Annotated in this window: 18 protein-coding genes and 1 tRNA gene; 8 read left to right on the top strand and 11 right to left on the bottom strand. The window is 61.4% G+C overall.

The features are described 5' to 3' along the window. Window positions 1–110: 110 nt before the first annotated feature. Complete coding sequence (locus V1279_RS02075; RefSeq protein ID WP_334431964.1) at window positions 111–953, bottom strand: fumarylacetoacetate hydrolase family protein; 843 nt, start codon at window positions 951–953, stop codon at window positions 111–113. A gap of 257 nt (window positions 954–1,210) precedes the next feature. Then, on the bottom strand, window positions 1,211–2,065 hold the full coding sequence (locus V1279_RS02080) for an MBL fold metallo-hydrolase (RefSeq protein ID WP_334431966.1): 855 nt from the start codon (window positions 2,063–2,065) through the stop codon (window positions 1,211–1,213). 114 nt (window positions 2,066–2,179) lie between these two features. Here V1279_RS02080 and V1279_RS02085 point away from each other — a divergent pair, with 114 nt between their 5' ends. Continuing rightward, window positions 2,180–2,635 carry a DUF3775 domain-containing protein gene (locus V1279_RS02085; RefSeq protein WP_334431968.1) on the top strand — a complete coding sequence of 152 codons (456 nt, stop codon included), beginning with the start codon at window positions 2,180–2,182 and terminating at the stop codon, window positions 2,633–2,635. Here the strand turns inward: V1279_RS02085 and V1279_RS02090 are convergent. The 4 genes from V1279_RS02090 to V1279_RS02105 form a co-directional block, all read right to left on the bottom strand. After that, a complete protein-coding gene (locus V1279_RS02090; protein ID WP_334431971.1) occupies window positions 2,598–3,602 on the bottom strand; it encodes an NADPH:quinone reductase in 1,005 nt (334 codons plus the stop codon). The genes V1279_RS02085 and V1279_RS02090 overlap by 38 nt on opposite strands. Next, complete coding sequence (locus tag V1279_RS02095; RefSeq protein WP_334431973.1) at window positions 3,599–4,381, bottom strand: SDR family oxidoreductase; 783 nt, start codon at window positions 4,379–4,381, stop codon at window positions 3,599–3,601. Before V1279_RS02095 ends, V1279_RS02090 begins: the two co-directional genes overlap by 4 nt. A 133-nt stretch (window positions 4,382–4,514) precedes the next feature. Beyond that, window positions 4,515–5,030: a CvpA family protein gene (locus V1279_RS02100; protein ID WP_334431975.1), complete on the bottom strand. Its 516-nt coding sequence runs from the start codon at window positions 5,028–5,030 to the stop codon at window positions 4,515–4,517. Window positions 5,031–5,381: 351 nt separating this feature from the next. Further along, window positions 5,382–6,989 carry a GMC family oxidoreductase gene (locus tag V1279_RS02105; RefSeq protein WP_334431977.1) on the bottom strand — a complete coding sequence of 536 codons (1,608 nt, stop codon included), beginning with the start codon at window positions 6,987–6,989 and terminating at the stop codon, window positions 5,382–5,384. 326 nt (window positions 6,990–7,315) lie between these two features. Here V1279_RS02105 and V1279_RS02110 point away from each other — a divergent pair. The 4 genes from V1279_RS02110 to V1279_RS02125 all read left to right on the top strand — a co-directional run bounded on the left by V1279_RS02110 (window position 7,316) and on the right by V1279_RS02125 (window position 9,385). Further along, window positions 7,316–7,392, top strand: a tRNA-Met gene (locus V1279_RS02110). 336 nt (window positions 7,393–7,728) lie between these two features. Next, the gene (locus V1279_RS02115) at window positions 7,729–8,109 is read left to right on the top strand and encodes a thioredoxin family protein (RefSeq protein ID WP_334431979.1); all 381 of its coding nucleotides are present in this window, start codon (window positions 7,729–7,731) and stop codon (window positions 8,107–8,109) included. Beyond that, the gene (locus V1279_RS02120; protein ID WP_334431982.1) at window positions 8,106–8,837 is read left to right on the top strand and encodes a cytochrome c biogenesis CcdA family protein; all 732 of its coding nucleotides are present in this window, start codon (window positions 8,106–8,108) and stop codon (window positions 8,835–8,837) included. The genes V1279_RS02115 and V1279_RS02120 overlap by 4 nt, the downstream gene beginning before the upstream one ends. Continuing rightward, window positions 8,807–9,385, top strand: coding sequence for a DUF302 domain-containing protein (locus V1279_RS02125; protein WP_334431984.1), 579 nt, complete (start codon window positions 8,807–8,809; stop codon window positions 9,383–9,385). The genes V1279_RS02120 and V1279_RS02125 overlap by 31 nt, the downstream gene beginning before the upstream one ends. 194 nt (window positions 9,386–9,579) lie before the next feature. Here the strand turns inward: V1279_RS02125 and V1279_RS02130 are convergent, their stop codons facing one another. After that, on the bottom strand, window positions 9,580–9,777 hold the full coding sequence (locus tag V1279_RS02130) for a hypothetical protein (RefSeq protein WP_442894722.1): 198 nt from the start codon (window positions 9,775–9,777) through the stop codon (window positions 9,580–9,582). Continuing rightward, window positions 9,740–9,913 (bottom strand): RNA polymerase sigma factor, encoded by a 174-nt coding sequence (locus tag V1279_RS37735; protein ID WP_442894869.1) that lies wholly within the window; start codon window positions 9,911–9,913, stop codon window positions 9,740–9,742. Before V1279_RS37735 ends, V1279_RS02130 begins: the two co-directional genes overlap by 38 nt. Before the next feature lie 591 nt (window positions 9,914–10,504). Between V1279_RS37735 and V1279_RS02135 the strand changes: the two genes are divergently transcribed. Both V1279_RS02135 and V1279_RS02140 read left to right on the top strand, forming a co-directional pair. Then, window positions 10,505–11,992 (top strand): trypsin-like peptidase domain-containing protein, encoded by a 1,488-nt coding sequence (locus V1279_RS02135; protein ID WP_334431989.1) that lies wholly within the window; start codon window positions 10,505–10,507, stop codon window positions 11,990–11,992. A gap of 529 nt (window positions 11,993–12,521) precedes the next feature. Next, the gene (locus tag V1279_RS02140) at window positions 12,522–13,556 is read left to right on the top strand and encodes a ribose-phosphate diphosphokinase (protein WP_334431991.1); all 1,035 of its coding nucleotides are present in this window, start codon (window positions 12,522–12,524) and stop codon (window positions 13,554–13,556) included. Here V1279_RS02140 and V1279_RS02145 read toward each other — a convergent pair. Continuing rightward, window positions 13,553–14,650, bottom strand: coding sequence for a CapA family protein (locus tag V1279_RS02145; RefSeq protein ID WP_334431993.1), 1,098 nt, complete (start codon window positions 14,648–14,650; stop codon window positions 13,553–13,555). The genes V1279_RS02140 and V1279_RS02145 overlap by 4 nt on opposite strands. 422 nt (window positions 14,651–15,072) lie before the next feature. Between V1279_RS02145 and V1279_RS02150 the strand changes: the two genes are divergently transcribed. Beyond that, window positions 15,073–15,537 (top strand): YbhB/YbcL family Raf kinase inhibitor-like protein, encoded by a 465-nt coding sequence (locus tag V1279_RS02150; protein ID WP_334431995.1) that lies wholly within the window; start codon window positions 15,073–15,075, stop codon window positions 15,535–15,537. 55 nt (window positions 15,538–15,592) lie between these two features. Here the strand turns inward: V1279_RS02150 and greA are convergent, their stop codons facing one another. Together greA and V1279_RS02160 are read right to left on the bottom strand one after the other, a co-directional pair. Then, window positions 15,593–16,093, bottom strand: a complete 501-nt coding sequence (greA, locus tag V1279_RS02155) for a transcription elongation factor GreA (protein WP_334431997.1) — start codon at window positions 16,091–16,093, stop codon at window positions 15,593–15,595. Window positions 16,094–16,297: 204 nt separating this feature from the next. After that, on the bottom strand, window positions 16,298–16,756 hold the full coding sequence (locus V1279_RS02160; RefSeq protein WP_334431999.1) for a hypothetical protein: 459 nt from the start codon (window positions 16,754–16,756) through the stop codon (window positions 16,298–16,300). Window positions 16,757–17,000 lie beyond the last annotated feature (244 nt).

Below are 17,000 nucleotides of genomic sequence, written 5' to 3' on the forward strand. Positions count from 1 at the left end.
TGTGCGCAATTGCGCACTGGGGCGGATGATCCAGTACGCCGCGGCCGTTCGGTTTACTCACCAAAGCCGCGGCGTACTGGATACCCCGCTTTCGCGGGGTACGACGGCGTCTACGCCGCGACGATCTCCTGGCGCTGCTCGCCGAGCCCTTCGATGCCGAGCGTGACGACGTCGCCGACGTTGAGGTACTGCGGCGGCTTCATGCCGGTGCCGACGCCGGGCGGGGTTCCCGTGGTGACGATGTCGCCGGGCATCAGCGTCATGAATTGCGAGACGTAGGAAATGCACTTCGCCATCGAGAAGATCATGGTCGAGGTCGATCCGGTCTGGCAGCGCTTGCCGTTGACGTCGAGCCACATCGACAGTTTCTGCACGTCGGGAATTTCATCCTTGGTGACCAGCCACGGACCCACGGGTCCGAAGGTGTCGTGCGATTTGCCCTTGGTCCACTGACCCAGCCGCTCGATCTGGAAATTGCGCTCGGAGACGTCGTTACAGACGCAATAGCCGGCGACATGATTGAGCGCGTCGGCCTCGCTGACATATTTGGCTCGGGTGCCGATGATGGCGGCAATCTCGACTTCCCAGTCGAGCTTGGTCGAGCCGCGCGGCTTTTCGATCGCATCGCTCGGGCCGGAGAGCGCGGTGTTGGCCTTCAGGAAGAAAATCGGTTCGGTCGGGATCGGGGAGCCGGTCTCCTTGGCGTGGTCGACATAGTTCAGGCCGATCGCGACGAATTTCGAGATGCCGGTGACCGGCGCGCCGAAGCGCTGTTTGCCGTCGACGCCGGGAAGCTTGGAGGTGTCGAGGCCGGCGAGCTTGGCCAGCGAGGTGGGCGAATAGGCCTCGCCGTCGAGGTCCTTCACCTGCGCCGAAAGATCGCGCAACTGGCCGGATTTATCGATCAAGCCGGGCTTTTCCGCACCCTTGGCGCCGTAACGAACAAGCTTCATTTTGTCACTCCCTGCGGGGTTCTTTGGGATTTGTCGGGATTTTCTGCCCTTCAGACGCTTCTTGGAACAGCGGGCGCGGAAATTCAACTGCCGAAAGCGCAGGGTAGGGTGGGCAAAGGCGCCCTTGCGCCGCGCCCACCACTCTGTCGCCAGACGAAACATTGAATGGCGGGCACGCGGAGCCTGTCATCACTGTGCGAGCGCAATTGCGCTCGTCGCTGGGCGCGCATTCGCGCGACCGGGTGGCTTGGCCCACCCTATAGATTCTCCAGCGCCACAAACTTGAAGGCGTCGCCATCGCGCTTGATATGACCGACACTGAAATGCCCGCCGATCACCAGCGTCGGCGTGTTGGCAAAGCGCGAGAACAGCTCCCTCCGCGTTACCACGGACTGCTTGGGATCGGAATCCGCAGTCGACGACCAGTCGAGATGCGCCATCTGGCAGGGATGGTGGGCAACGTCCCCCGTCAGCAGGCCTTCCTCTCCGTCCGACTTGATGTGGACGCTCATATGACCGGGGCTGTGGCCGGGGGTCGGGATCAGGGTGATTTCGTCCGTCAGCCTGGCATCGCCGGCAACAAGGTCGGCCTTGCCGGCCTCCGCAATCGGTTGCACGGAATCGCCGAACACGGCCAGCTTGTCCGGCTCATCGCTGTGGTCGCGCCAGTGCTCGTATTCGGTCTTGCCGAACACGTATCGCGCGTTGGCAAAGGTGGGCACCCATTTGTCATCGACGAGCCTTGTATTCCATCCGACATGGTCGACATGCAGGTGCGTGCACAGCACGGTATCGATGCTGTCAGGCGGGAAGCCCGCCGCCGTCAGCCTGTCGAGGAACGGGTCCTGGCGGTTGTTCCAGGTCGGCACGTTGCGGCCCTGCTTGTCGTTGCCTAAGCCCGTATCGACGATGATGCGGCGCGACGGTGTTTCCACCAGCAGCGAGTGGATTGACATTTTCAAGCGCCCTTCCTCGGTCGCGAAGGGCGGGATCAGCCAGGGCAGCTTCTGGATTTCCTCATTGGTCGCGAGCGGCAGGATGAAGCGGGTGCTGCCGACGGTCTCCATTTCGATGATCTCTGTGATTTTGACCCTGCCCACGGTCCAGTGCATCCGGCGCTTCCTTTTTGATGTTGTTGGCTGCGAAGATGCGGGTTTCCGCAGGCAGGTGCAATGGATCGTATGGCGCGATGGAACGTTATCGCGGCATCACACCAGGAGCGCGCGATGCCGGAACTCGGGATTTCGACTGAAAAAGTCGGCTTTTTGATTGAGAAGGCCCGGCAATTCGACGTGAAGGAGGCCACGTCCGATCCTGATTCCGGATCGAACGCCGCCGACGACGACATGATCGATGTGCTGCAGGATAATGGGAATGATCCGGTGATGCGCGAGATCACTGGCTTCATCAACGCGCTCTCCGAAGAGGAGAAGGTCGATCTGGTCGCCCTGATGCGGCTCGGCCGTGGCGACGCCTCCATTGATGAATGGGAGGATTTGCGTAAGGAAGCCGCCGGCCAACGCGAACGTCACACTGCGCGCTATCTTCTGGGCGAGCCGATGCTCGGCGATTTGCTGGCGCAAGGCCTCGACGAGTTCGGCCTGGCCTGGGATGCGGAGCGAGCGACGGCGGATTCCTCCAGTGTCAGCCAGCGGGAAGAAGACGAGCACAATCCACGATAACGGTGCCGAGCTTGTCGCCCTTCTCCACCGCAAGATGCGCCTGCGCGGTGTCCGAGAGCGCAAATTGCGCCGCGACGTTGTGAATGCGCGGACCCGCCGCCAGCCACTTTGAAATGTCCGCCTGCGCCGCCGCCAATAGCGGCTGCGGCAGCGCGAACAGCACCAGCGCGCGAAGCGCGATGCATTTTTCCATCAACTCGCGCATCGGCACGACAGGCGTGCGGTTGCCGTTGCTGGCGTAGGCGGCAATGGTCGAATTCATCCCCATCAGTTTCAGCGTGGTCTCGATATTGCCGCCGAAATCGACATCGATAACGCGGTCGACGCCGCGCTGCCCGGTGAAGGCCATCGCTTTGGCGACAACATCCTCCGTCTTGTAATTGATAACGAGGTCGGCGCCTGCAAGCCGCGCCTGTTCGGCTTTCGCCGCCGAGCTGACGGTGGCGATGACTTGCGCGCCGCCCCATTTGGCGAACTGCACGGCATAATGTCCGACGGCGCCTGCACCGCCGGTGACCAGTACCGTCTTGCCGACTATCGGGCCATCGCAGAAAAGGCAGGTCCACGCCGTCATGCCGGGGATGCCGAGGGTGGCGCCTTCCGCAAAGGACAGATTATCCGGCAGCGGCGTCACCAGATGTTCGGCGAGCGCAATGTATTCAGCCGCCGTGCCGAAGGCGCGGCCGTTACGCTGGCCGTTGAATAGCCAGACGCGCTGGCCGGCCTTGAGCCGCGTGACGCCGTCGCCGACCTGGTCGATGATGCCAGCACCGTCGCTATTCGGAATGACGCGCGGATATTCCATCGGCCGGTAGCCGCCGCCGCGGCGGCCGACATCGGCGGGATTGATGCCGGACGCTTCCAGCCGCACCCGGACTTCGCCCGGGCCGGCTACCGGCGTCGGCATCTCGCCATAGGTCAGCACCTCGGGCGCGGGGCCCGCTCGCTCGTACCAGATTGCTTTCACAGCGTGCCCGGGAAGGCGCCGCCGTCGAGCAGGATGTTCTGGCCGGTGATGTAGCCGGCCCTGGCACCGCACAGGAACGCACAGGCATAGCCGAACTCATCGGGCTCGCCGAACCGTCCGGCCGGATTTTGCTTGGCGCGCTCGGCAAACACCTGGTCCGGCGTGATGCCGCGCTTCTCGGCTTCCGCTTTCCCAACACCGCGCAGGCGGTCGGTGTCGAACGGTCCCGGCAGCAGCGCATTGATGGTGACGTTGCTGATCACGGTCTTGCGCGACAGTCCGGCGACGAAGCCGGTGAGGCCGGCACGCGCGCCGTTGGAAAGGCCGAGGATATCGATTGGCGCCTTCACCGCGGCCGAGGTGATGTTGACGATGCGGCCGAATTTCCGCGCCATCATGCCGTCCACCGTCGCCTTGATCAGTTCGATCGGCGTCAGCATGTTGGCGTCGATCGCCTTGATCCAGTCGTCGCGGGTCCAGTTGCGGAAATCGCCAGGCGGCGGGCCGCCGGCATTGTTGATCAGGATATCCGGATCGGGGCATGCCTTCAGTGCGGCATCGCGCCCGGCCGGCGTGGTGATGTCGCCCGCGACTTCCGTGACGGTGACGCCCGGATGGGCTTTGCGGATTTCATCGGCGGTCTTTTTCAGCGCCTCGGCGCCGCGTGCGGTCAGCGTGACATGCACGCCTTCATTGGCCAGCGCCATGGCGCAGGCGCGGCCCAGGCCCTTGCTCGATGCGCAGACGATGGCGCGGCGGCCTTTGATCCCAAGATCCACTGTTTCTCTCCCGTTGTGTCAGGTGATTTTCTGAAAGTCGGATGGGACCACTCTAGCCAAGTCGAGCGGCCCTGATAAGAGAGCGGCTACCGCCGAAACGCATATCAGGGAGACCACGCCGATTACACGCCGATTATATATGCCGGTCTTTCTTCAGGCGGTCGATCGCAGCCACGAGATCCGGCGGAAGGGACTTGACGCCCAATTGCCCGGCGGCCGATAGCACAGGCCGCAACCGTGAACCGGTCATGAATGCCGGCTGCAGGTTTGTCGGCACAAGCTGGTCGAAAATCAGCACAACCGTGATCGCGATCAGGCCGACGCGCACTGCGCCAAGGGCGGCGCCGCCAAGGCGGTCTCCGATGCCGGATTGCGGTCCAATGATGTCGTCGAGAGCCAAGCAGGTCAGCTTTCCGAGCACCATTCCGATGACCAGAAAAGCTCCGAAGAACAGCGGCGAATTCTGCGCAAACGGTAAGGCATGCTGGCCGTCGAGCTGCGGCGACACCAGTGGCACCAGCCCCATCGCAATCGGCATCGCGGCGATATAGGCCAGAATCGCAATTGCGCTGCGCAATAGCCCTGTATTGAAACCGATGACCACGGCAATAATCAGTCCGAGATAGACGACGGCATCGAAACTGTTCATGGGGAAACTCCACCCCGTTCCGATACCGATGCTTCGTCAATGGATCGGCGTCGCGATTGCTAAAATCGTCTGTATCAACCAAAGCGTGCCTGAACTCCGACGTCAGTCCGTAGCCCGGATGATTCAACGGGTCGCGCGAATGCGCGCCCCGTTGACAGGCTCCGCGACATCCGGGAAGTCAGGGGCGACTGTGTCCGGCCGAGCATGCGTGCTCGGCTCCCTCCACGTCATTGCTGCGAGCGAAGCGAAGCAATCCATATTGCGGCATAACGGATAGATGGATTGCTTCGTCGCTGCGCTCCCTTGCGCAAACGCTTCGCGTTTGTCGCAGGCAATGACGGGTGCAAAAAATCAACCCGCCCGCATCTCCGCTTTGATCATGTCGGCGGCCTTTTCCCCGATCATGATGGTCGGCGCGTTGGTGTTGCCGCCGATCGGCGTCGGCATGATCGAGGCGTCGACCACGCGCAGTCCGTCGACGCCGTACACTTTCAGCTTCGGGTCGACCACGGCCATCGGATCGTTGACGCCCATCCTTGCGGTGCCGACCGGGTGATAGACGGTGTCGACGCGGGCGCGCAAGAGGTTGCGGATGTCATCATCGGTATGCACGCCTTCAGTGAACATCTCCTTCTTTTGCAACGCGCGCAGCGTCGGCGTCTCCATCAGCCGCCGCGTGGTCTTGAAGCCCGCAACCATGGTTTCCAGATCATCCGCCTCGCCGAAGAAGTTCGGGTCGATCAGAGGAGCTGCAAGCGGATCGGTGCTCAGAAGCGAAACGCTGCCGCGGCTCTTCGGCCGCAGCAGGCAGACGTGGCAGGTGAAGCCGGTGCCGCGGTGGCGCTTGCGGCCGTGGTCGTCCGCCAGCGCCATGCCGAAATGGAGTTGGATATCGGGGATGTCGAGATCGGGCCGGGTTTTCAGGAAGCCGCCGCATTCGGCGAAGTTCGACGTCATCGGTCCGGTGCGTTCGCGGCGATACTGGCGGATGGCCCGCAATAGCCGTGGCAGGGCTTTAAGCGAAATGCCGTTGAAATTGGGATTGTCGGACATGTAGCCGAACACGAAGTCCGGGTGATCCTGCAGGTTCTGTCCGACGCCGGGCAGATGATGCACGGTGGCGATGCCGTGCTTGCCAAGCGCCGCGCCGTCGCCGACACCGGAGAGCATCAGGAGCTGCGGCGTCTGGAACGCGCCGGAGGACACGATCACCTCGCGCCGGGCGCGAATTTGCTTGAGCTCCTTGCCCTGGCGGTATTCGACGCCGACCGCGCGCTTGCCTTCGAACAGGATGCGGGTGGCATGGGCATGCGTCTCGACGCGCAAATTGGCGCGGCTTCCCATATGCGGGTGGATATAGGCGCGCGCGGCGCTGCAACGTTCGCCGTTCTTCTGCGTCAGTTGATAGATGCCGAGGCCCTCATGCTCGTCGGCGTTGAAATCATTGCGCAGGCGAAACTGCGCTTCCTGGGCGGCCTGCAGGAATATCTGTTGCACCGGATTGCCGGTGCGCGACTTGTTGACGGCGAGCGGCCCGCCCTTGCCGTGATATTCGCCGTCGAAATCGGAATTGTCTTCGGCCCGCTTGAAGTAAGGCAGCACGTCGGCGAACGACCAGCCGGCATTGCCGAGCGAGGCCCATTGATCGTAATCAGCGCGGTGGCCGCGGATATAGACCATCGCATTGATCGCCGATGAGCCGCCGAGCCCCTTGCCGCGCGGCTGATAGCCGATGCGGCCGTTGAGGCCCTTCTGCGGCACGGTGTTGAAGGCCCAGTTGTTGACGTTGCCGGCGACCATCAGCACGAGTGCGAACGGTGTCGTGACCACCCAATTGTCGTTCTTGCCGCCGGCGTCCAGCACCGCCACCGAAATGTTCGGATCCTCCGACAGCCGCCCCGCCACCGTGCAGCCGCCCGAGCCGCCGCCCACCACCACGAAGTCGAACGTATCCGTCACCGCTCATTCCCCCCGGATTTTTTGTTCTGGCGGCCTGCCTGGCCGCGCCTTGGGGCGCAAAACTCCGCTTTTGCAGCGTTTCTGGCAAGAGCGGTTCCACGAAGCGGTTTTGGCACTCCAACCCCTCGTTCTTGCTGTCATAAAATCTGCAAAAGGGGGGTCTTGCCCCTTTCCAAAGCAGGGCGACATTGATACATACCCCTCGCACCCGATGGCTTTGCCCGGGTTGCCTTCTCAGGAAGCCTCCGGACGGGATCGATCGGCGCCGAACACGCGTTGGCCGGTTCACTTCCGGTCCGGTTTTCGAAGGCAGTGCAACGGTTTAACGCGGGGTGGAGCAGCCCGGTAGCTCGTCAGGCTCATAACCTGAAGGTCATAGGTTCAAATCCTATCCCCGCAACCAAGTTGATAAAAATCCCAGCAATCTCAAGGAGATTGCTGGGATTGTTTTTGGTGTTGGAATCGACCCTAACAACATCGATGACTTAGCTTGTAGGTTCAAATTACCGCGCAACCACTCGCTCACAGATAGTAGGAAGCCCGCGGCATCGCGCCGTCGACATTTCATTTCACTGCCGATACGGCCAAAGCCGACGAAGATTGCGGTTGGGCGAGGGTTCCCCATCGCCCGGAAGTGGACATCGGCCGCCCAAATTTTGCAGAGCGCGTGTAACTTCCTCCGGCTCCGCAGCGAAACTCCAAGGCTGGCCATCCTGGCTTTCTCGGAGATACATCGGACATGTTGTTGAAATCCTTAAAGACGCTGATCGCAACCGCATTCCTTGTCGGGACGTCGCTGGTAGCCCAGGCCGGGCAACCGTTCGATACGAGTGCGTTCCAGCAAGCGCAGGCGGCTGGAAAGCCCATTCTCATCGACGTGACTGCGCCCTGGTGTCCGACGTGCAAGGTGCAACGGCCAATCGTTCAGGAAATCGAAAAATCGACGCCGAATCTCGTCGTGTATCAAGTAGATTTCGATAGCGCGAAGGATGTCCTGAAGCGCCTTCGGGTCCAAAGCCAGAGTACTCTCATCGTCTTCAAGGGCGCCACCGAGGTTGGCAGGTCAACCGGCGACACCAATCCCGCCAGCATCAGGGCCCTTGTCTCGAAAGGGTTGTGAGGGTGCCCGAAATCGCCAACCTGGCGCTCAGCTATGCCGCAGGCGCGCTATCGACCCTCTCGCCATGCGTGCTTCCATTGCTGCCGATCGTGCTGTTCGGCGTGCTTGAGAGGCATGCCTGGGGACCGGTTGTCCTGGCTGCCGGTCTTGCGACCTCGTTCGCTGTGCTTGGCACCACGATCGCCGCGGTCGGTTTCAACATCGGTCTGGATCCCGCGATGCTCAGAAACGCTGTCGCGATGCTTATGCTGGCCATGGGCGTTGTGCTGCTGATTCCTGCTCTGCAGGGGAGATTGGCGGCGTTCGCGGCTCCCGTCGCAACCGGCGGCCAGACATTGCTCGATCGCATTCAGCCATCCGGCCTTGCGGGGCAGTTCGTGCTCGGTGGTTTGCTGGGCGCAATCTGGTCGCCGTGTTCCGGTCCAACTCTTGGAGCCGCGATCGGACTTGCAACTCAAGGCGACTCGGTGATCAAGGCGGCCGCCGTAATGGCGGTCTTCGGGCTTGGAGCGGCTACGCCCATCCTGGCGCTCGCCTATGGTTCCCGGCAAGCAATCTTCGCCCGGCGAGATCTGTTGGCGAGGACGTCGCGCATCGCCAAGCCTGTCATGGGCGCGGCATTCGCGTTCGTCGGCGCATTCGTGCTCACCGGCCTCGACAAGATCGTCGAAACATTGCTTACGAATGCCATGCCCGATTGGCTGACAACTCTGACCACTCGTCTCTGAATCCATCCGACCACGGCCAGACGGGAAGAAACGGGCAGATTTTGTCACATAAAGTGAAAGGACAAACCATGGTACGACTGGCGCTTTCGATTGCAGTACTTCTCATTGGCCTTTCGGCTGCTTCCGCAGGCACCGTGAAGGCGCGGACAGGGTGGGTCGTCGTCGACACACGGCAATCCTTCCAGGCGTTGGTCGAGCGGCTTGAGGCAACCGTAAAATCCGAAAAAATGGGAATCGTAACGTCGGCGAGCGCGTCCGAGGGTGCGAAGGCGGCCGGCATTACGATTCCGGGCAACAAGGTATTCGGTGTTTTCCGAAACGACTTCGCGCGACGGATGCTGGCCTCGAGCGTAGCCGCCGGCATAGAGGCTCCCATTCGCATCTACGTCACGGAGAATCAGGACGGTACGGCGACGCTTTCCTACAAGAAGCCCAGCACTGTGTTTGCGCCATATGCCGATGAAGGCGGAGATGCTCTTAAATCGGTCGGCGCAGAGCTGGACGAAATATTCGCCAAAATCGCCGAGCGGGCAACTTCCGACAAATAGCGCCTCTGCCAACGCCTGGGTCTCCTAAGGTATTGGGCCGCAGGAGCGGGAGAGCGGTTCGGGTTTAGCAGCGGGCAAGCTCTCCTGGCGCAAGGCTGGCGAATATGTGTTTCGGACTCCGGGGGCTTCAGCGGGTGGATGCTCGACGCTTTAGGGCGGCGGCCTTGTTTTCGGAGTCGACGCCGTGACCAAGATCACTCGGCGCGATCTTCACGGTGAGACTGTTGCGCGCGAATGACACGCACGCCGGCGGACCAGTCCATCGCGGTCGGACAGTTTTCAAAGGCGTCGTTGGCCGGCTGGGAACGGAGGCTTTCAAAGGGCGAGAACCGCGACTGCGCTTGAGCGCAGATATCATGCGCATCGAAAGCGCCGCGCTCGGCGGGCATCATCAACTGCGCCGTTGATGAGGATGCGGAAAAGCCAGGGGCGGATCTGTCGAGGTTCATCGTCCGGCGAAAACGCCTTATAGGCCTTGAGGCAGGTATCCTGGACAAGATCCTGAGCCAACACCGCATCGCCCGTCATCCGCCGAGCTGTACGAAACAACGCATCGAGCTCTGGTCTTGCCAGCACCTCGAACCGTCGTCGCTTGCCCCCGTCGTGCACTCACCTTCGCCCCCTTTGCGGATCGCCGTTCGCCGCGCCTGAATTCTGAAGTTAAGACGACGACGCGGATAAATCCTCCGCTGACCTAGACTCACAAATTGGTGAAGGTAGAACCGAGGAATGACACCGACTATTTAGATGGCGCTGTGCTGTGCGCCGGGTGCTGCGGTCCAAAATTGATCGCAAAATTGCGTAGCGCACCTTCGGCCATACCGGCCCTGTATCGCTTTGCCGGAACCTAAAGCGCTTGGCGCATTCCCACCCGTTCCGCGAATGCGCCGATCCGCGATGTTTGTGCCTCGTTCAGGAACCTTTGTCCGGGCTTTGATTTGGCCCCGGAGGACGAAATGGCATCGGCCGATGGGGCTTGCATGCCGGTTCGTCGCAGGGCCGCGTGGCGTGCGCCTCGGCGGCAGGGATCGACGGCTGACCACCTGAAATTCAATGCTCATCGGATGCTGGGGCGCCCGCGAGGCGGTTCCAGAATAGGCGATTTCCAGGAGACGCCTCATGACCGAAACGCGTACCGCCAACAAGATGCGCCGCGTCACTCTCGCTGCCTCTATCCTTGCGATCGGAATTCTCGGAATCGGAGCGGCCGCGTGGCTGGCTGGATCGGGCGTCACGACGTGGAGAGAACTGCATTCCTGGTACAACCCCTCGGTTGGCTTTCAATCTGTCGCCCTGCCGGTGGGATTTGAAGATCTCGTGGACCGCGTCAAGCCGACTGTCGTGGGCGTGCGCGCGAAGGTAGAGCAAGACGCGGACGAACTACCTTCTGGCCGTGGCGGACCCTCGAATCGTTCCGATGTGCCGATGGGCGGCCCAAGCGCGTCGCAGCCCCGTTTCACCACCACTCAGGGGTCAGGTTTCTTCATATCATCGGACGGATACGCCGTGACGACCAGCCACCTCGTCAAGCGCAGTGAAAAAATTGAGATTACCACCGATGACGGCAAGACTTACCCCGCGAGGTTGGCGGGCGCCGATCCGAAAACAGACCTCGCGCTGCTCAAAGTTGAGGGCGGAAACGAATTCCCGGTTGCCCGGCTCGGCGACAAGGCGCCCCGGATCGGCGAGTGGGTTGTTGTCGTCGGCAACCCCTTTGGACTCGGCGGAACGGTGACGGCTGGTATTGTCTCGGCCCGCGCGCGAGACCTTGGTCCCTACAACGACTTCATCCAGATCGATGCGCCGGTCAATCGGGGCAATTCCGGTGGACCGACCTTCGATGCCAGTGGCAAAGTCATTGGCATCAACAGTGCAATCGTTTCGCCGACAGGCGGCTCGGTCGGTGTCGGCTTTGCCATTCCAGCGGAAACCGTAAAGACGATCGCGGCCAGACTTAAAGACAAGGGTGCCGTCTCCCGCGGCTGGATCGGCGTCGAGGTTCAGCCTTTGAACTCCGAAATCGTCGAGGGTCTCGGTCTTAACAAACCGGCATATGGCGTCCTGGTCGCCGAGATTCAACCTGACAGCCCGGCTGCGAAAGCCGGCATCGCGCCGGGCGACGTCATTACGTCTATTGCGGGCCAGCCGGCCAGCGATGATCGCGAGTTGATCAAAAAGGTCAGCGATATGCTGCCCGGCAAATCGATCGAGATTGGCCTGATCCGTCAAAACGAGAAGAAAAATATCAACGTAACCCTGGGCGAGCTTCCGGTTCCTGGCAATGAGGGCATCTTGAGTGCCGAAAAGCAAAAATCACCAGAGGCAGATGGAGATAAGCCAAGCATCGGACTGACTCTGATGCCTGCGGAAAACCTTGGACTCGGTGTCCGAGGTGTCATTGTCGCCGATCTTGATCCCGGGGGTGTGGCGGCTGAAAGCGGGCTTTCGACCGGGGATGTTATTCTCGACGTAGGCGGCAACGCCGTGAAGACACCCGTCGACTTCTACAAGGCGCTGACCGATGTTCAAAGCAAGGGCAAGCGCATCGCATTGGCGCGGGTAAAGTCAAGCGAAGCAACCCGATTTGTGGCTATTCCCGTCGGTTGACGAAGCGAAGTCGCGGCGGGCACACGACGGCGAGTCGAGGGTGGGCCGTAGTGAAGGAGCAAGGGGCCGAGGATCCCCGCCTTCGCTGCGCTCGATGTTCGTTTGGCTTCGAGACTTTGGCGATGTCGGATTTGGACACGCGCCGGCACCGATGATGGTTCATGATGGCCGCGCTCTTTTCAAATGAGTTTCGAGCCAGCGGCTCGCCAGGTCTACGACCTTGCGGAGCAGCCAGATAACCGCCTGGCCGGGCAGGTTCGATCATCGCGACCTCCCGTCCAACCAAGGTTTGCCTCATCAAAGGATCAGATCGTGACATCGATGGTTATTCCCTTGGCTGTATCGGCAACGCGATGCCACGGGGCGGCGTTCCAACCAGGAACTTGTCCGCCAGCATTCGTTGCGGAATACCTTGCCGAGGCGGTACGCAAATGTCTGAAAAGCAAGATTCGACACGTCGACATTCCGGTGGTCTCCGAGCCTATCCCGGCGAGAAGGCGCGGCAGGGCGAGATCATCCTGCGCAGGCCGTGGATGCGTGTGGTTTTCATAGCCGGCCTTGTGGGCTGCGTTCTTCTGGCCCTGGGCATTCGCATCGCTGCGGGGCTGTGATGGCGACCCCGGTCATCTTCGCCCTCGAGGCCAGCCGCGCCGAAGGCGAAGGCATCGCCCGCTGCCTGGGCGTTGGCCTGGCCGAGCATGAAGAGAAGCGCTTCGACGATGGCGAATGCAAGCTGGGGCCGCTGGCGGACATCCGCGGCCGGGATGCGTTCGTCGTCCAGTCGCTATATGACGGGCCGTCGCGCAGCGTGCACGACAAGCTCTGCGATGTGCTGATTTTCGTGGGCGCCCTGAAGGATTCGGGCGCGGTGCGCGTGATCTTGATCGCGCCCTATCTTTGTTACGCGCGGCAGGACCGGCGCGCAAAACCCGGAGAACCGCTGTCGCTGCGGTATGTTGCGCAACTGCTCGAAGCAGCCGGCGTCGATGCGATCGTGGCGGTGGACGTGCACGATGTCGCCGCTTTCGAGAATGCGTTTCGGATACCGGCAGTGAACGTCGAATGTGGCCTGCTGTTCGCCGCGCATTTCGGCAAAGCGCTTGCCGACCAGGACATCGAGGTCATTTCGCCCGATATCGGCGGAGTGAAACGCGCCGAGCGCTTCCGCGATGCCCTCAGCACAACGATGAATGAAGACCTCGAATTGGGCGCGCTAGGCAAACGGCGACTGGATCACATTGTCAGCGACGAGGAAATCCCGGGCGGCGTCCGTGAACGAACGGTGGTTATCTTCGACGATATGATCGCTACCGGCTCCACCATGATGCGGGCCGTGAAGGCCTGCCGCAGCGGCGGAGCCGCCTATGTTATCCTCGCGGCGACGCATGGCTTGTTCCTTGAAGGCGCGCAGGAGCTCGTTGCGAGCAGCCTAGTGGACCGGATCATTATCACGGACACCATACCGCCCTTCCGTCTCGCCCCCCGCCTGGCTGCGGAGAAAGTCACGATCCTGCCCGCAAGCCAGCCGATCGCGGATGGAATTCGCAATATTGCCGCCGTCTAAGTGTCTTGCCAGACGAGCGACAGCGAATTGTCCGGGTTGAGGACGACATGGTTGCCGAAGGTTGCGCTTTCTCGCTCCAGTCGTTGCTGAAGCCATTGGGCATCACCGGGCGCGGCGTGATTCAGCCGGAACCTGCGCATCTGAAACGGAACCATCCTCAGCGTCGAAAGCTCACCGGTTTTCCGAAATTCGGGGAGATACATCATGGAAAGATCACCCCGGAATCGCTCGTAGCCGCTGATGCCCTCGTAGTCGGTGATGAAATCGCCGCAGCCATAGAGGATCAACCGGCCGCGGTAGACTTCGATCGCCTTGGCATGATGCGACGAATGGCCGTGAACAACATGAAATCCTGCGACGTCAATCAGGTCGTGCGCAAAGGCGCGTTGAGCAGGCGGAACGCTGTAGCCCCAATTGCCGCCCCAGTGGATCGAAGCGACGCAAACGTCACCCTCGCGCACGAACATCTCCACCTGCTTCGCAATGCGCCCAACTGCGTCTTCGCCGGCTTCTGCGACGAAATTGACTCCAGGCCCTGATCTGGCCGCCCAGGCCGGCGGAATGCCGCTGCTTTCGAAACCGAAGGCGAAGACCAGAATGCGCCGTCCGTCCGGAAGCGCGATCCGTCCCGGCGCGGCAGCTTCGTGAAAATTGCGGCCCGCACCGGCGCGTAGAACATGCGCGGCATCCAGAACATCGAGTGTCTCTTCGAGACCCTTTTCGCCCCAGTCCAGAACATGATTGTTGGCCAGCACGCAGCAGTCGATCTTCGCCGTGGTGAGTATTTCGGCGTTGCGCGGATTCATCCGATAATTGATGCCCTTTGCCGCAGCATCGTTGCTGGTTGTGATGGCGGTCTCCAGGTTGATGATTCGTGCGGCGGGCGCTGCGTGCTTCAGTTCAGCGAGGCAATCGCCCCAGACATACTCATATCCGGCGGGTTGTGGGATCGCGCCGTTTGCGCATTCGGCAAGCTCGATATACGTCTGAGCCGACTTCACATGCCTCTCATGGAGCGCGGGGTCGCCCGGGTGAGGCAGGACTTGATCGATCCCGCGGCCCGTCATGACGTCGCCGCACAGGAACAGGCGCAAGTTGTCCGGCGGCGATTGGTCGGAACGGCCTTCACCGCGCGGCGCGGCTGAAAGGAATAACTCTCGTGTCATCAGGCCATGCTGGGCGGCAGGAAGCCGCCAGCGTCTCCAGTTCCAGATTGAGAAAACGCCTCCCGCTGCAACTATGCGCGGGGTTTGTGAGTTCCGTGAACCAGCCCCGCGGGCGGCTGAATGGATGGCGTGTAACCGGAACGGGGTCAGGCCATCAAAGAGCGGACGATCGGCGTGCACAATCGACGCAACTCACGTGCTGGTTAGACGTTGCTTCGTATCACCGCTTCGCGGGCCGGCCCCCGCGAGCGATCTGTCGCTTCAAAGCGTCAGGAGAGAACAGTGCAAGTTTGCGAACTCATGCCAAGCGGCAAGCTTGTTCATTCGAACCGGTCTAGGAGAGTCTGGAGATGACGTTTAGCCTGAAAAGCCCCGCATTCGGCGATGGCGGGCTGATCCCGCAGAAGTTCACAGCCGACGGCGAAAACCTCTCGCCGCCGCTCGAATGGTCGGACCCGCCCGCAGGCACCAAAAGCTTCGCCTTGATTGTCGAGGATCCCGATGCGCCATCCGGCACGTTCCGGCATTGGGGCCTCTACAACATCATGGGCGAGCGGACACTGCTGCCGGAGGGAATCGGTCATGGCCCAAAAACCGAAAAGCTTGGCAAAGGCGTGAACGACTTCGGAGAGTCGCGCTACGTCGGACCTGCCCCGCCAAAGGGACACGGAACCCATCACTATCACTTCAAGCTCGCGGCTCTGGATGTCGAACAGCTTTCTCGTGCGCCAAGCATGCCGGTAGCCGACCTTTGGAAGGCCGCCGAAAAGCACATGCTTGGCCAAACCGAACTCGTTGGCACGTACCAGCGGTGACCCCGATTATCGACGGCCTGGAGTCGTGCGCGCATGCCGGAATGGCGCCGAGGGGTTAGCGCCATTCCACCTTGCCGACCTTGTAGGCCCGGGCGCCGCCGGGTGTCATGACTTCAACGGTCGCGTTTTTGGTTTTGCCGATGAGCGCGCGGGCAAGCGGCGAAAAGATCGAAATCTTGCGCATCTTTGCATCCGCCTCGGGCTCGCCGACGATCTGCCATACCTGTTTCTCTTTGGTGTCCTCGTCGATCACGGTCACGGTGGCCCCGAATTTGATCGTGTCGCCGGAGAGCTTCGATACGTCGATCACTTCGGCACGCGCGAGCTTGCCCTGAAGTTCCGCGATACGGTTCTCATTGACCTCCTGCTCGGACTTGGCGGCTTGATACTCCGCATTCTCGAGCAGGTTGGGGTCATCCGCCATGGCGTCCTTGATGCGTTCGGCGACACGCGGGCGATCGAGCTGGATGCGGCGCTTCAGTTCGTTTTGCAGGGCTGCGTAACCCTCGGCTGTCGTGGGCAGTTTCTGAAATGGCGCTTCAATATTCTGGTTCATTTGCTGTGCCTAAATCCGATGTGCGGCTTACATTCGGACGTTGCCCCGCGAAGCTCTGCCGCAGGGAACTTCGGGTACAAAGGGAACCGTATCGACCAGCACCCCGCTTTGCCCAACCGCCGCAGGGGTGCCATGTTTCGCGTTCGCAGGCTGTTTGGATTGGAACTGCTGCACGCGTGAACGCGAACTCCCATCATGGGCTAATCAGGGCCGGGTCACCAATTCCTTCGGGGAGGTGCGCGGTGGTGGTTTGGAAGAACTGCTGTTCTTATCCGCTTTACCGAACTGCGAGTTCGCCGGTAGCTGCAGGATAGTTGCCCGCTGCCCCTCTCTCAGCTTCGTCACGAGAACAACCCTGCCGTTGCCAAGCTCCAGTGCGTCATGATGCGCATGCGGTTGGCGGGTGTTGAGGTGTCGAAACCGGGCAAGTTGCCCGCCTTGCATGCCAAACCCGAAGTTCGGCAGAAACCTCGCGAAGGCGTGGACGGTTTCGATCTCGCGCTCGAAGACGAGTTCAGTGCCTGGGAGAACACAGACTGCCACTCCCGGCTCGCCCACCGCAGCGAAGCCACGCGTTTCGGTCCCGGGAAATCTGGTTGAAATTAGCCGGTCGCCCAGCTTGGCCGCCCGCGATCTGACAGCGTGAAGGCTATAGTCACACATTGAGTATTCTCCCTGGACGAGAATGAACGTCTCCCGCGAAAAATAGTTTCACGGGCAATCCAGCGATCATCCTCGCGCAAGGCGCAGCCAGCCCTCTCATCGACCGGGCCGATCGCATGGTGGGCTTACCCATCGCAACTTTAATTGCCTGGCTTGCCGCTACCGATCATGACGCGCTCCAGATCGATCCGACGATCGCTGCCGACATTGCGCATCTTGCCGTTCGGACGGTGCCCTCGATGCA

It is taken from the genome of Bradyrhizobium sp. AZCC 1610 (assembly GCF_036924515.1).
Taxonomy (GTDB): domain Bacteria; phylum Pseudomonadota; class Alphaproteobacteria; order Rhizobiales; family Xanthobacteraceae; genus Bradyrhizobium.

Coding starts and splice junctions, on each gene's coding strand:
- V1279_RS02130 (WP_442894722.1), bottom strand. CDS start 9,777: ATGATGCCCGCCGAGCGCGGCGCTTTCGATGCGCATGATATCTGCGCT.
- V1279_RS37735 (WP_442894869.1), bottom strand. CDS start 9,913: ATGACGGGCGATGCGGTGTTGGCTCAGGATCTTGTCCAGGATACCTGC.
- V1279_RS02150 (WP_334431995.1), top strand. CDS start 15,073: ATGACGTTTAGCCTGAAAAGCCCCGCATTCGGCGATGGCGGGCTGATC.
- V1279_RS02160 (WP_334431999.1), bottom strand. CDS start 16,756: ATGTGTGACTATAGCCTTCACGCTGTCAGATCGCGGGCGGCCAAGCTG.
- V1279_RS02085 (WP_334431968.1), top strand. CDS start 2,180: ATGCCGGAACTCGGGATTTCGACTGAAAAAGTCGGCTTTTTGATTGAG.
- greA (WP_334431997.1), bottom strand. CDS start 16,093: ATGAACCAGAATATTGAAGCGCCATTTCAGAAACTGCCCACGACAGCC.
- V1279_RS02080 (WP_334431966.1), bottom strand. CDS start 2,065: ATGCACTGGACCGTGGGCAGGGTCAAAATCACAGAGATCATCGAAATG.
- V1279_RS02135 (WP_334431989.1), top strand. CDS start 10,505: ATGACCGAAACGCGTACCGCCAACAAGATGCGCCGCGTCACTCTCGCT.
- V1279_RS02115 (WP_334431979.1), top strand. CDS start 7,729: ATGTTGTTGAAATCCTTAAAGACGCTGATCGCAACCGCATTCCTTGTC.
- V1279_RS02100 (WP_334431975.1), bottom strand. CDS start 5,030: ATGAACAGTTTCGATGCCGTCGTCTATCTCGGACTGATTATTGCCGTG.
- V1279_RS02075 (WP_334431964.1), bottom strand. CDS start 953: ATGAAGCTTGTTCGTTACGGCGCCAAGGGTGCGGAAAAGCCCGGCTTG.